The organism is Vibrio sp. Isolate30 (assembly GCF_022397975.1).
Lineage (GTDB): Bacteria > Pseudomonadota > Gammaproteobacteria > Enterobacterales > Vibrionaceae > Vibrio > Vibrio fortis.
This window is the reverse complement of record NZ_JAKEUS010000001.1, coordinates 281,459-294,587: the sequence shown is the minus strand read 5'-3', so window position 1 is coordinate 294,587 and position 13,129 is coordinate 281,459. Positions and strand designations below refer to the sequence as shown.

At 47.2% G+C, this 13,129-nt stretch carries 12 protein-coding genes; 10 read left to right on the top strand and 2 right to left on the bottom strand.

What is annotated here, in order from left to right; translation table 11 throughout:
- Positions 1-47 precede the first annotated feature (47 nt).
- From hppD to L1D60_RS01360, 5 genes are all read left to right on the top strand, one after another.
- Positions 48-1,121, top strand: coding sequence for a 4-hydroxyphenylpyruvate dioxygenase (hppD, locus tag L1D60_RS01380; protein WP_239839386.1), 1,074 nt, complete (start codon positions 48-50; stop codon positions 1,119-1,121).
- Positions 1,114-2,244 (top strand): homogentisate 1,2-dioxygenase, encoded by a 1,131-nt coding sequence (locus tag L1D60_RS01375; protein ID WP_239839385.1) that lies wholly within the window; start codon positions 1,114-1,116, stop codon positions 2,242-2,244. Before hppD ends, L1D60_RS01375 begins: the two co-directional genes overlap by 8 nt.
- Before the next feature lie 9 nt (positions 2,245-2,253).
- Positions 2,254-3,291, top strand: a complete 1,038-nt coding sequence (locus L1D60_RS01370) for a fumarylacetoacetate hydrolase family protein (RefSeq protein WP_239839384.1) — start codon at positions 2,254-2,256, stop codon at positions 3,289-3,291.
- Positions 3,292-3,305: 14 nt separating this feature from the next.
- Entirely contained in the window at positions 3,306-3,995 is a 690-nt protein-coding gene (gene maiA / locus L1D60_RS01365) for a maleylacetoacetate isomerase (RefSeq protein ID WP_239839383.1), read from the top strand.
- Between the two features lie 435 nt (positions 3,996-4,430).
- Positions 4,431-7,103, top strand: a complete 2,673-nt coding sequence (locus L1D60_RS01360; RefSeq protein ID WP_239839382.1) for a polysaccharide lyase 6 family protein — start codon at positions 4,431-4,433, stop codon at positions 7,101-7,103.
- Between the two features lie 42 nt (positions 7,104-7,145).
- On the opposite strand, the gene L1D60_RS01355 is transcribed toward L1D60_RS01360, so the two are convergent.
- A complete protein-coding gene (locus tag L1D60_RS01355) occupies positions 7,146-9,116 on the bottom strand; it encodes an acetoacetate--CoA ligase (RefSeq protein ID WP_239839381.1) in 1,971 nt (656 codons plus the stop codon).
- 281 nt (positions 9,117-9,397) lie between these two features.
- On the opposite strand from L1D60_RS01355, the gene phhA reads away from it, so the two are divergent.
- The 4 genes from phhA to L1D60_RS01335 all read left to right on the top strand — a co-directional run bounded on the left by phhA (position 9,398) and on the right by L1D60_RS01335 (position 11,748).
- Positions 9,398-10,192 carry a phenylalanine 4-monooxygenase gene (phhA, locus tag L1D60_RS01350; protein WP_239839380.1) on the top strand — a complete coding sequence of 265 codons (795 nt, stop codon included), beginning with the start codon at positions 9,398-9,400 and terminating at the stop codon, positions 10,190-10,192.
- Complete coding sequence (locus L1D60_RS01345; RefSeq protein WP_239839379.1) at positions 10,182-10,520, top strand: 4a-hydroxytetrahydrobiopterin dehydratase; 339 nt, start codon at positions 10,182-10,184, stop codon at positions 10,518-10,520. Before phhA ends, L1D60_RS01345 begins: the two co-directional genes overlap by 11 nt.
- Positions 10,521-10,725: 205 nt before the next feature.
- The gene (locus L1D60_RS01340) at positions 10,726-10,935 is read left to right on the top strand and encodes a DUF3283 family protein (RefSeq protein ID WP_239839378.1); all 210 of its coding nucleotides are present in this window, start codon (positions 10,726-10,728) and stop codon (positions 10,933-10,935) included.
- Between the two features lie 96 nt (positions 10,936-11,031).
- Complete coding sequence (locus L1D60_RS01335) at positions 11,032-11,748, top strand: YebC/PmpR family DNA-binding transcriptional regulator (RefSeq protein WP_239839377.1); 717 nt, start codon at positions 11,032-11,034, stop codon at positions 11,746-11,748.
- 133 nt (positions 11,749-11,881) lie between these two features.
- Here the strand turns inward: L1D60_RS01335 and L1D60_RS01330 are convergent, their stop codons facing one another.
- Complete coding sequence (locus L1D60_RS01330) at positions 11,882-12,139, bottom strand: DUF2798 domain-containing protein (protein WP_239839376.1); 258 nt, start codon at positions 12,137-12,139, stop codon at positions 11,882-11,884.
- 82 nt (positions 12,140-12,221) lie between these two features.
- Here L1D60_RS01330 and L1D60_RS01325 point away from each other — a divergent pair, with 82 nt between their 5' ends.
- Positions 12,222-13,124: a LysR family transcriptional regulator gene (locus L1D60_RS01325; protein WP_239839375.1), complete on the top strand. Its 903-nt coding sequence runs from the start codon at positions 12,222-12,224 to the stop codon at positions 13,122-13,124.
- Positions 13,125-13,129 lie beyond the last annotated feature (5 nt).

The window sequence follows — 13,129 nt, the reverse complement described above, 5'->3', positions numbered from 1 at the left end:
TAAGTTAGGCACGTTCTGCGTGCTTCAATTTTCACAAGGAGAGAAACATGGTCGATAGCTACAACCCGTTAGGTACGGATGGTTTTGAATTCGTTGAGTACACAGCAGCTAATGATGAAGGGATAGAACAACTTAAGGCGCTGTTTGTGTCACTGGGTTTTGCCGAGATTGCCAAGCACCGCTCAAAAGAGGCGTGGCTGTATCGACAAGGGGACATCAGTTTTATTGTTAATGCGCAACCTCACAGCCAAGCTGAGGAGTTTGCGAGAGTACATGGCCCGTCAGTGTGCGGCATGGCTTTTCGCGTTCACGATGCCAGTGCTGCGCTACAACAGGCGCTGAACAATGGGGGAGAGGAGTACATCACAGACATTGGTCCAATGGAGCTTAGCATCCCTGCGATTTATGGCATCGGTGAGAGCCTTCTGTACTTTGTTGACCGCTACGGAAAGCAGAGTATTTATGATGTCGATTTCCGCTTCTACGATGACGCGGATCAGAGGTTAGCCGGTGCAGATGTGGGTTTGTACGAGATTGATCACCTGACCCACAACGTCAAACAAGGCAATATGGATTTATGGTCCGGCTTTTATGAGCGCATTGGGAACTTCAGAGAGATCCGCTACTTTGACATTGAAGGTAAGCTTACAGGTCTTGTCAGTCGAGCTATGACCGCTCCGTGTGGCAAGATCCGTATCCCAATCAACGAGTCCTCTGATGACAAATCTCAGATTGAAGAGTTCATTCGCGAATATAACGGTGAGGGGATCCAACACATCGCCCTGACGACCGATGATATCTATCAAACGGTGTCTACTCTGCGCGACCGAGGCATGGACTTTATGCCAACCCCTGACACTTACTACGAGAAAGTCGACCAGCGCGTAAAAGGCCACGGCGAAAATACCAGCCAACTTCGAGATTTACGTATCTTAATTGATGGCGCACCGACGAAAGATGGCATTTTGCTCCAGATCTTTACTCAAACCGTTATTGGACCAGTGTTCTTTGAGATCATTCAGCGCAAGGGGAACGAGGGCTTTGGTGAAGGTAACTTTAAAGCGCTGTTTGAATCGATTGAAGAGGATCAGATCCGACGCGGAGTATTGACCGATGAGTAAATGGATCCCTTTTCCTCACCGTGAGGGTACGTGCTCGAAGCAAGCACACGCTGATTTTCCCAAAGAGGCAATCTATGAGCGAGAAGCGGGGCGAAGCGGCTTCTTTGGCCCTGCTGCGCATTTTCATCATCAGCATGCCCCGACTGGTTGGTCGGAGTGGGAGGGCGATCTGCGTCCTAGAGCCTTTGATTTTAGCCGTGTTGAAGCCGCCAGCCAGACATCTCCTTGGCAAGTACCACACCTGTTACACAACGCCAATTGCAAGATACGGGTGTGGAGAGTCGATAGCGATATGGAGCACCTAGTTCGTAATGCCGATGGCGATGAGTTGTTGTTCATCCATCAAGGCAGTGCGCATCTTTATTGTGACTATGGCCACTTAGAGGTAAGAGATGGCGACTATGTGATGATCCCGCGCTCCACCAGCTGGCGTTTAGAGCCGAATGAGCCGATGTTTATCTTGATGATTGAAAACACCGATGCGGCGTATACCTTGCCAGAGAAGGGCATGGTGGGTAACCACGCGGTGTTCGATCCTGCGGTGCTTGAGGTGCCTTCAATCGATGAGGCGTTTCAGGCTCAATACTCAGAAAACGAGACGCGAGTGCATGTGAAGCGCCATGACCAGACGAGTGTGATCACTTATCCATTCAATCCATTAGATGCGATTGGCTGGCATGGTGACCTAGCGGTTGTGAAGGTTAATTGGCGCGATATCCGACCTTTAATGTCGCACCGTTACCACTTACCGCCATCTGCTCACACTACCTTTGTTGGAGCGGGGTTTGTGGTTTGTACTTTTGTGCCGCGTCCGATAGAGAGCGACCCCGGCGCACTTAAGGTGCCGTTTTATCACAACAACGATGATTACGACGAAGTGCTCTTCTACCATGCGGGTGACTTCTTCAGTCGCGACAACATTGAAGCAGGGATGGTGACGTTCCATCCTGCAGGTTTTTCGCATGGCCCTCACCCTAAGGCATTCAAAGCAGGGTTGGAGCATAAGAAAACCTTCACAGATGAAGTCGCCGTCATGATTGATACACGCCACGCTCTATCATTTTCTGATGAACTAGACGCGGTAGAGAACAAACAATATGTCTACAGTTGGCAAGAGAGGTAGGGAGCAAGGATGAAACTAGCAACGAAGAAAAACGGGACTCGCGATGGGCTATTGATGGTCGTGAGTCGAGATCTATCACAATGTGTTCCTGCGACAGAAATCTTCCATGCTTTGCATCTAGCTCCGACGATGCAGATGGCGATGGATCATTGGCAACAGGTTGAGTCGTCACTGGTTGAATTGTATGAAGCACTCAATAACCAGAGAGTCGAAGGCAGCGAACCCTTTGAGGCGGCGACTTGCGAGTCACCGCTGCCACGCGCTTATCAATGGGCGGATGGCAGTGCTTATGTTAACCATGTTGAACTGGTCAGAAAGGCGCGTGGCGCTGAGATGCCAGAGAGCTTTTGGAGCGATCCACTGATGTATCAAGGTGGCTCTGACTCCTTCATTGGCCCGCGCGACGACATTGAGTTTGCCAGTGATGAGTGGGGGATAGATTTTGAAGGAGAGGTCGCTGTGATTACTGGTGATGTGCCGATGGGCGCGAGCCGATCTCAGGCAGAGGCGTCGATTCGTTTGTTGATGCTGGTGAATGATGTCTCTTTGCGAGGTTTGATTCCGGCTGAGCTCGCCAAGGGTTTTGGCTTTTTCCAATCAAAGCCGTCATCCGCTTTTTCGCCAGTCGCGGTGACTCCTGATGAACTCGGTCAAGACTGGCAACAGAGTAAAGTTCACCTACCTCTGATCTCTACTTACAACAATGAGCCTTTTGGTTGTCCTAATGCTGGGGTTGATATGACGTTTGATTTTGCTGAGCTCGTGATGCACGCCTCGAAAACACGCCCGTTGTCGACAGGCACCATCATTGGCTCTGGAACCGTCTCGAATAAACAGGGCACAGATCATGGCACGTCTATTCAAGAAGGCGGCGTAGGTTATTCGTGTATCGCAGAGGTGCGCATGATTGAGACGATTCGTGATGGTCAACCGACAACACGCTTCATGACCTTTGGTGACTCCATCAAGTTGGAGATGCTAAACAGGGAAGGGCAGTCGATCTTCGGTGCGATCGATCAACAAGTCGTCCAGTATCAAGGTTCCTAGTAAGAGGGTAAGCAATGAGTGAGAGGATCAAACTTTACGGGTATTGGCGCTCTTCGGCGGCTTATCGAGTGCGCATTGGATTGAACCTAAAGCAACTCAACTATGAGTCTAAGTCGGTGCATTTGGTGCGCAATGGTGGCGAGCAGCATGCTCCGCAATATCGCGAACTCAATGCCAGTGAACTAGTGCCGGTGCTGGTGGATGGTGACGTCCAACTCAATCAATCGCTGACAATCTTGCAATACTTGGACGAAAACTATTTGTGTGAGAGTAGTCCAGATACCTTGTTGATCCCTGAGCAAACACCGCTTCGTTATCAAGCGTTGGCGATGGCTCAGGATATTGCGATGGAAATTCACCCTCTTAACAATCTGCGTGTGTTGCAGTATTTGGAGGGTGAGTTGTCGTGCGCTCACGAGGCGAAAATGGCTTGGCTTCATCATTGGATGAGCCAAGGTTTCTGTGCACTAGAAGAGAAGCTGGCGAAGCACAGAAAAGTACATGGCGACTCTCTGTATAGCCTCACGGATTCGCCTTGTATCGTTGATATTTGTTTAGTGCCGCAAGTCTACAATGCCTTACGCTTTGACCTTGATATGTCGCCCTATCCGCTGATTAACTCGATCGTTGCTGCGTGTAACCAGTTGCCTGCGTTCATTGATGCTATGCCAGAGAATCAGGCGGATGCTGCTTCATCCCCATAAAGAGAATAAAGATCTGAAACTGACTTAATTCATCCTGATTCCGGCGTAATACACTCTTTATCCGGCGGAATTCACAGTCTATCTGGGGGATGCATGACCTAATCTTCAATGTAGGTCTTTGCTCTCCCCAAACCACTTCTACGTTAGCACTTCTGTCAATAAAGACACCTATCAATTCAAAGCGCGTCGTATAGCACCAACGAAAGCCATTAACTTGTTGTTAGAACAAAGACTTATCCGCTCATATTGTACCTGTTAGTACATTCGTAGACATGGACTCGAGAGCCGTTTAGTGGAGATAAGTGTCAGTTGGATGGCTTCACAATTTGTATGAAAAATAGACCAAGCCAATGACTTTGCGGATCGTGTCACGGATAGTTATTGTTATTTGTAACATTGTAATACAAATGACAATGTAAGCAATGGAGCTGTTCGATGAAGTTATCTAAGTTGAGTGTGGTGTTGATGTTGATTCTGGGCGTTGGTTGTAGTGAAGATTCTACAACAACACCCAATGGCAATGGCGAAGAAACCACGCCGCCTGAAGTGCCGGGAGGGTCGAATGACGTATTATCAGACCTGTTGCCAGAAGACATATTAACGGTACCTTCTGTTCAATGTTCTGAAGTATTTGGGTCGACGTCGGAGCTCGAAAACGCGGTATCCCAGGATATGGCTGCGGGCACCACACTCTGTTTAGCCGACGGTGAGTATGTCGACCTGGAGATTACATATGGTGGTACCGGTTCAAAAGAGAGCCCGATTAAAGTCGCAGCCCAAAACCCAGGTAAAGCGGTGATTACAGGTAATGCAAAAATTGCGATGGGTGGTAGTTATGTACAGTTACAAGGTTTCGTGTTTGATGGTGCGACGAGTAGCAGCAGTAATCTGATTGCTACACGCTTTGGTACTCATAACCTTTGTCACAACTGTCGTATTACCGAAATCGCAATCATCGACGTCGATGCTGATCAAGGCATCACATCGGGAGACAGTACATCGGGTGAATGGGTACATATTTATGGTAAGAATAATTGGCTCGATCATAGTATTATAAGTGGAAAAACCACCGCATCTCCAATGATCTCCTTTAACCGTTGGGTCTCTGGTGATTGGGACGAAGAGACCCAACTCGCGGAACTTGCGCAAGGCATTATTGTTTATAACAACTATATTGCGAACCGAGCGCCTGCGGAAGGTCAGATGTACGCTCAGAGCAGTGACAACAATTATGAAGCTATTCGTACTGGCTTGAGTGATACTCATCAGTATGCCGGTGACTCATTGATTGTTCGCAACGTGTTTGAAAATATTCAGGGCGAAGCGGAAGTGGTGTCAAACAAAGGGACCAACAACACAATCAGTTTCAACACGGTCTTAAATAGCTACGGCTCTATCACTACGCGTCATGGCAGCGGCGCTACCATTAGTAATAACTTCATCTTGAGTCAGGACTATCCGTTTGCCGGTGGCCTGCGCTTGGTCGATGGCGATCATGTGGTGACCAACAACTACATTCAAGGTGTTCGCTATAAAAATACCACTCATCATGGCGGCATTGTGCTAATGGGCTCGGATGGGGCAGGTGATGGTGACAACGGGTACCAACAATTCGAGAATGTTCACGTGGCTCACAATACCATTGTCGACAGCGTTAATAGCTTAAACATCGATGGTGGTAGCAAATCGACAGCGCCTAAATTGGCTTATTTAGCGAACAACTTGGTTGATATGGCTATCGGCCCAGTGTTGACGCAATCGGAGCGAGGTTTTGATGTATCGACACACGTGACGGGTAATGTTGTGTTTGGGCAAGAGTTTGCTGACAGCGATACTCTCAAAGTTACCGAGCCTGGCTTTGAATTCTATAGTGCAAACTTGGTGCAGGATCAAAAAGGGATTTATCGCCCTTCGTTGAACTCACCTAACCTTGATGCAATTACTGATTATGAAAAGGGGGAGTTTAGTGATGTAGTGATTGATCTTGATGGTCAAGAGCGCAGTGAAACCACTACCGTTGGTGCCGATGAATCTCTCACCTCTTCGGTGATTTACCAACCTCTTAGCTACCATGATGTCGGGCCATTGAGTTATAGCTTAGTTAAACCTCAAGCGATAATGATAGAAGTCGCACTACAGAATCCCGCTTTTGATGAAGGCCTTAGTAACTGGAGTTATCAGAATGCTTCGACAGTGACAGGAGAGCAAGCATTCTCTCGAGATAGCAGTCTACAGCTTCAATCTAACAGTGTGGTAAGCCAAGATGTTGCTTTAGAAGCGAACACCCGCTATGCAATTTCTGCGTTTGTTAAGGGGGCCTATCAACTCTCGCTAGGCGATGAAGTAACGGTACAGGGGCAAGATGTTGGTGATTATACTTGGGTCAGCGAAGAGTTTACTGCTCAGGAAGATAAAGTTGCGTCATTGAAACTCAGTTTACCTGAGAGTATTACCGTATTTGCAGACATTGCTGACCATCAATTAGGCCAATGGCGAGCTGATGGAGGAACCAGCACTGTCTGGGCTGTTTATGAGGGCAGTTCAGAAGGAAAAGGTGATGTTGGGAGCTCTGGTGACAGTGCCTTCAGTGATGCGGTAGGCAGTAATGGTTCCGCTCGAATCCGCTTTAAGTATGGCGAATCAACACATGACTTTGATTCTAAGCCTGGGATAAGTCAAGTTGTCGATGAGTTGCCTACAGGGACAGACATGACATTTGCCATGTACTATTGCGACAAAAAAGGGGAAGACTCACTAAGCACCTTACATTACGGCTTACGCCTGCCTAACAGCGGGACTATTGTTGCTGAAGCAAGGGCCCACGTGAAAGATCTAGACGACGCTCCCCAAGGTAGTATCAAGGATTGTTTCCGACAGGTGACTCTTGATTTTAATACGCAAGGCTATGATTTACTGGAGATATTCGCTCTTATGGAGATCGATACTATCAATTTCACTTCGGAGCAAATTTTAGCACATGACCAATTTATTGATGATGAGCTAGAGATTCGCATTGACGAGTTCTCCATACGTTACCCTGGCGAACCAGCAGATGGACTGGTTGGCTATGTTGATGACGTGCGTCTAGTCAAACGAGTAGAAAGATAGAAAAGTAAGCCCCTGATATTGATGGGGGCTTTTACTGAAACGTTAACGCAAAACAACTCGCTTTATTTCTTCCAAAACCTCGGCATTCGCAATAGCACCGAGGTTTTCTACACTCTTACCATTCACGACCTGTTTCACGGCCAGCTCCACCAACTTGCCAGAGCGGGTTTTGGGAATGTCACTAATTGCAAATATCTGGCTAGGTACATGTCTTGGAGAACACGCAGCTTTTAGCTGGCTCTTGATCGTTGTTCTTAGCGATTCGGTAAGCTCATGCTGCGATTCGAGCTGCACAAATAGCCAGATCTGCTCATTACGCTCCGTTTCTTTACCGACCGCGATAGAATCAACGATACCCTGTATATGGTTCACTTGTTGGTAGATCTCGGCTGTACCGATACGTACGCCACCAGGGTTGAGTGTGGCATCACGGCGCCCGTAAAACACATAACCGCCATTAGTGCTCTGTTTGACATCATCACCATGGTGCCAAGTATCTTCAAAGCGACTCCAATAGGTATCGTGATAGCGTTCGCCATTGTCGTTCCAAAAACCGTGAGGGAAGTTTGGAATTGAGTTGCAACAGACTAGCTCGCCTCGCTGCTCAGTGATGGCTTCTCCTTGACTATTGAATACCTGCACATCCACCGCTAGAGCGGCCGCTTGACACTCCCCACGAAAAACTGGAGAGATAGGATTACCCAATACAAAGCATCCACAGATATCGGTACCACCGGAGATAGACGCTAAGTGCAGGTCTGATTTTATCGACTGATAGACAAAATCGAACTGTTCAGGGTAGAGCACTGAACCTGTCGAGCACAGAGTTTTTAAGTCAGGTAGCGAACCGTGCTCTGCGGGTTTGAATGATGCCTTTTCCAGCGCTTCTAGATACTTGGCTGATGTTCCAAATAGATTCACATTGGCTCGCTGAGCGAGATCCCACAAAACATTGGGGTTCGGACACATTGGGCTGCCATCAAAGATCACTAAACAAGCGCCACTCGCAAGCGAAGATACATGCCAATTCCACATCATCCAGCCACAGGTGGTGTAATAAAAAACGCGCTCGTTTGGTTTGATATCACAATGAAGTTGATGCTCTTTTAGATGGTTGAGCAGCGTCCCGCCGACACTGTGCACTATACACTTGGGCTTACCTGTAGTGCCTGAAGAGTAGAGGACGAACAGCGGATCATTGAAGCTCACTTGAGCAAACTCGATCGGGTGCGCTTGATAAGAGGAGACAACCTCCTGCCAGTTGTGATGAGAGGAAAATGTCGGTGCGCTGTCTGTGCCGATGTAGCTTATCTGGCAAACCTCTTTTAGTCCTTGTATCTGTTGGGAAAGAGCTCGATTCTTCTCTGACATGTCAAAATGTTTGCCATTAAATGAGTAGCCGTCGCAGGTAAACAGGACCTTAGGTTGGACTTGCCCAAAACGTTCTAGCACGCTTTCAACGCCAAAGTCTGGAGAGGTTGATGTCCAAGTTGCACCTAAACTAGTCGCGGCGAGCATGGCGATCACTACCTCTGGCAAATACGGGGTATACGCCGCGACGGTATCGCCTTTTGTTACACCACACGCCATAAGCCATTGTTGAACACGAGACACTTCGTCATACAGCGTCTGCCATGTGTATTGCGCTTGAGCGCCTTGCTCGTTTTCAAACCATATGGCCAGTGCGTCCGGTTGCTGGTGGGCATGCTTAAGCAGATTCTCAGCGTAGTTGAGTTTGGCGTCAGGGAACCATTGTGTGTCTCGATTTGGTTGTGATTGCTGCCAGCGCGGATCACCCAAAATACTGATCTCACTTCCTTGCGAGCCCACAACGCCACAAAACGCCCAAGTTTGATGCCAAAAACGCTGCGGATGTTTGATAGACCATTGATGCAGAGCGGAGTAACTATCGAGATTTAAACCATCTTGGTTTAGTCGTTCCATGAACCGGGTGATGTTTGCTTGAGCAATACGCTCCGTACTTGGCTGCCAGATTGGTTCACTCTTATCCATGAGTGCCTCTTTGATAAAAAATTAATAGATTCAGTCTTGTACCGACGATATCCAAAGTCAAACAACAGCCATGATCATATGCACGTGCGAACTGTATAGCTATCAAGTAGGACTGGTGGTTTTATCGCTGAATCTGAGCATTTTAAAGTTAATAAAATCAGTAATTTGATTGTGATGTAAAATAATTGTTACAGATCCTGTGTTTGCAATCCATCGCTGCAAACTGGCGGTTAAAGGGAGGGACGATACGCTTAAAGTAGGCAACCAATTGGAGGGATGCAGTGACACATTATCATTCTAAACCAGTCAGCCAAGATGGATGGGTTGATTGGAACAGCCAAGAAGATGCGATATGGCATGACTTGGTGAGCAGGCAACTGCACGTGATTCAAGATCGAGCCTGTGATGCGTATTTGCAGGGCTTACGTCTATTGGATTTACCTTTGGACAAGGTGCCGCAACTGCCTGAAATTAATCGAGTACTCGCCTCCACCACAGGGTGGCAGGTAGAGCCTGTGCCCGCTTTAATTGATTTTGATCGGTTCTTTGCACTACTTGGCAGCAAGCGTTTTCCGGTCGCGACATTTCTAAGAACTCGTGAGGAGTTCGATTACCTGCAAGAGCCGGACTTTTTCCATGAAATCTTCGGTCACTGCGCCATGCTAACCAACCCAAGCTTTGCTTCTTTCACCGAGCACTATGGTCGTTTAGGACAAGCGGCTACCCCAAAGCAGCGTGCTTACCTAGCTCGTTTGTACTGGTTTACCGTTGAGTTCGGTTTAGTGAAAGAGCAGGGACAAACCAAAATCTATGGTGGTGGAATCCTCTCATCGCCAGCAGAAACCTTGTACGCCTTGGAAGAGTCAAACGTCATTCGAGAAACGTTCGATCTGCAGACTGTTCTTAGAACTCCCTATCGTATTGATATCATGCAACCCAAGTATTTCGTCATTGATGGTTTAACGCAGCTATTTGAGTTAAGCCAACAGAACCTTATTGCTCAAGCTGATTTGGCCTGTCAGTCGGGTCTATTACCACCACTATTTGAACCAAAGGAAGCGACACATGCTGAATGAACTAAAATGCGAAGCCTGTACCAGTGATGCCAAGGCATTGAACGAATCCGAGCAGCAGAGCTTGCTTCAAGAGTTACAAAACTGGGAAATTGTTGTTAGAGAGGGCATACCGCAGTTGGAGAAAACCTATCGCTTTAAGAATTTTAAACTGGCATGGGCATTCAGCGACAAAGTAGCCGCGTTGGCGGAAGAGGAGTTTCATCACCCTTCGATTTTATTGGAGTGGGGGAAGGTGACGGTGACGTGGTGGAGCCACTCTATCAAGGGGCTGCATAGCAACGATTTCATCTGCGCATCAAAATGCGATCAATTCAACGAGGACGTCTAGCTCCATCTCTGTTGTTGAAGAGTTGAATCGAGCATATAGGGGATTTGTGAGCAATTTGTGATAAGAGTGGATACTTCGCCCTATGAGTTGATGTTAGGGCGCATAACTGAGCGCTTTGTAGCGGAATTTTATTCATAATATTGGTTTTACTAGACCCCTATATGCTATATTTCTCGGCCAAGTTTACTACAGACTAAGGCTGAAAATGTCTATCAACCTTTCACTCCTTCCACCCGATGAGAAAAACAAGATCGAGCTGGATAAGCAGGCTTCATTTTTCGTATGGCAATTGAAGCAAGCTAAATGTGGCCCTGAAGCCATTGTTGAAGAAGCAATGAAGCTCACTGACCCACAAGAGAAAGCTTGGTTTGAGCAGTCTGTAGAGAAATACAAACAGGTAATGGGTGTCGCATAATTGCAGACCACGCTTACCCAGCAGTGCCGCAGAATTGAAATGATGCGGTATTTTGCTAGAATTTGCCCCGTTAATTGAATCAGAGAGAAGATCCCGATGGGAAGAAGTTTTGAAGTGCGTAAAGCCTCTATGGCGAAAACAGCTGGCGCAAAAATTAAAGTTTATTCCAAGTACGGTAAAGAAATTTACATGTGTGCGAAGAATGGCGGTTCAGATCCAGACATGAACCTATCGCTTAAGCACCTGATTGCTAAAGCGAAAAAAGACCAAGTACCTGCACACGTTATCGACAAAGCGATCGATAAAGCAAACGGCGGCGGTGGTGAAGACTACGTACCAGCTCGTTACGAAGGTTTCGGCCCAGGCGGCACAAGCGTAATCGTTGACTGTCTAACAGACAACGGTAACCGTACTTTCCAAGACGTTCGCCAATGTTTCGTTAAGACTGGTGCGAAAATCGGTGTTGAAGGTTCTGTTTCTCACATGTTCGCTCACCAAGCTGTATTCCAATTCAAAGGCGAAGATGACGAGATCATCCTAGAAACGCTAATGATGGACGACGTAGACGTAACTGATGTTGAACTAGAAGACGGTGTGATCACTGTATTCGCTCCAACGACTGAGTTCTTCAAGACTAAGACAGCACTAACCGCTGCTTTCCCAGATCTAACGCTAGACGTTGAAGAGATCACGTTCGTACCTCAAACTCACACGCCAGTAGCGGGTGACGATGCAGTGAAATTCCAGAAGTTCCTAGACCTTCTAGACGACTGTGATGACGTACAACAGGTTTACCACAACGCTGAGCTTTAATTCAGTCGCGTGTTACTCACTGAGTAAAAGCCAAATGGAAAAACCGAGCCTTAGTGCTCGGTTTTTTTATGTCTGCGATTTTTCCTTGATCATTGTTCCGCCGGAACGATGAAAAAAACGGAACTGATTGAAATTACTCATCGCATAACTCGACAGCCGTTTTTTGCGACTCTCTTGGCTTACAAATCCACTCCGCAAGCTTTCTCACCTTGGGTAGCAGCGTTAAGCTCAATATCAGAGCACATGGCCACGCCATCAAAAAACTGTTGAACCAAACTGGCGGCCATTCGTGACTAAATCCCATCTTGGTACCTGAAATAATGCCCGACATCAGCAGTGCCATGACCAATGATGATAGTGTCGCAGTGACATAATGAAGCTTGTTGTTCATCTCTGCTCCTAATGATTTTTCTTGTTCGTTGAGTTAAGGTTACTCTTATCCACAAATGAGAAAAATAGGCATATAAAGAACTATGAATTCCATATATGGAAACATTGACGATCTGTTTTTATTTTGTGCTGTAGTGGAGAAGGGCTCTTTACTATCGGCTTCGCGCTCACTACAGCTGCCTGTTTCAACCATGTCTCGTCGCCTAACGGCTCTTGAAGAGCGGCTCGGGATTCGCTTACTTGAGAAGAAGGGGCGTGAGTTGGTCGCGACCGAAGATGGCGAAGCGGCATTTCAATCGCTCAGCAGCGGTATGGAGTCGCTGCAGGCGGGCTTTGTCGACCTGATCAAGGGTAAGGATGTCATTCAAGGCAAGATCAAGCTGACCGTACCACATAACTTTTATGGCAGCTTTCTGAGCAAAACCATTGAGAACTTTCTAATTCAATACCCAAAGGTGCAACTGGATTTGGTATTGAGTCAGCAACACTTAGTTCCTGAAACGGATCGCGACTTATTAGTCACTTTCAATGTATCCAATCTGGAAGGGATGATTGCGCGCCCTCTGTTTAAAGCCAAGCATGGTTTCTTTACCAGTGAGAAATACGTGCAACGTAGAGGCGCTATTACCACACCAGAACAGCTAGCCGAGCAAGATTGGGTCAGCGTGGATCATGTGACGAATATTCCACTCTACAAAGGGGATAAGTTAGACCGCAATATCAGCATTCAACCAAAGTTTGTGGTCAATGATATTCACCGAGTGGCGGAAGCAATAGAAAACGGCTTAGGTGTGGCCTCACTGCCATTTCGTCATATCTCGCCCAATATGGATCTCATTCAACTGTTACCTGAGTACCATCGAGGTGACCGACAGGCATATTTAGTGTACAAAGAGAGAAAATATCAGCCTAAGGCGTTGACGCTGTTGATTAATGCATTGATTGAAAGTATTCGATCCTTCCACAATCAAGCGCCCGCCTCTTAAAAGGA

What these genes read in the sequence shown, in the direction of transcription:
- L1D60_RS01370 (WP_239839384.1), top strand. Translation starts at nt 2,254, where the DNA reads ATGAAACTAGCAACGAAGAAAAACGGGACTCGCGATGGGCTATTGATG.
- L1D60_RS01360 (WP_239839382.1), top strand. Translation starts at nt 4,431, where the DNA reads ATGAAGTTATCTAAGTTGAGTGTGGTGTTGATGTTGATTCTGGGCGTT.
- hppD (WP_239839386.1), top strand. Translation starts at nt 48, where the DNA reads ATGGTCGATAGCTACAACCCGTTAGGTACGGATGGTTTTGAATTCGTT.
- L1D60_RS01340 (WP_239839378.1), top strand. Translation starts at nt 10,726, where the DNA reads ATGTCTATCAACCTTTCACTCCTTCCACCCGATGAGAAAAACAAGATC.
- L1D60_RS01355 (WP_239839381.1), bottom strand. Translation starts at nt 9,116, where the DNA reads ATGGATAAGAGTGAACCAATCTGGCAGCCAAGTACGGAGCGTATTGCT.
- L1D60_RS01335 (WP_239839377.1), top strand. Translation starts at nt 11,032, where the DNA reads ATGGGAAGAAGTTTTGAAGTGCGTAAAGCCTCTATGGCGAAAACAGCT.
- L1D60_RS01375 (WP_239839385.1), top strand. Translation starts at nt 1,114, where the DNA reads ATGAGTAAATGGATCCCTTTTCCTCACCGTGAGGGTACGTGCTCGAAG.
- L1D60_RS01330 (WP_239839376.1), bottom strand. Translation starts at nt 12,139, where the DNA reads ATGAACAACAAGCTTCATTATGTCACTGCGACACTATCATCATTGGTC.
- maiA (WP_239839383.1), top strand. Translation starts at nt 3,306, where the DNA reads ATGAGTGAGAGGATCAAACTTTACGGGTATTGGCGCTCTTCGGCGGCT.
- L1D60_RS01345 (WP_239839379.1), top strand. Translation starts at nt 10,182, where the DNA reads ATGCTGAATGAACTAAAATGCGAAGCCTGTACCAGTGATGCCAAGGCA.
- L1D60_RS01325 (WP_239839375.1), top strand. Translation starts at nt 12,222, where the DNA reads ATGAATTCCATATATGGAAACATTGACGATCTGTTTTTATTTTGTGCT.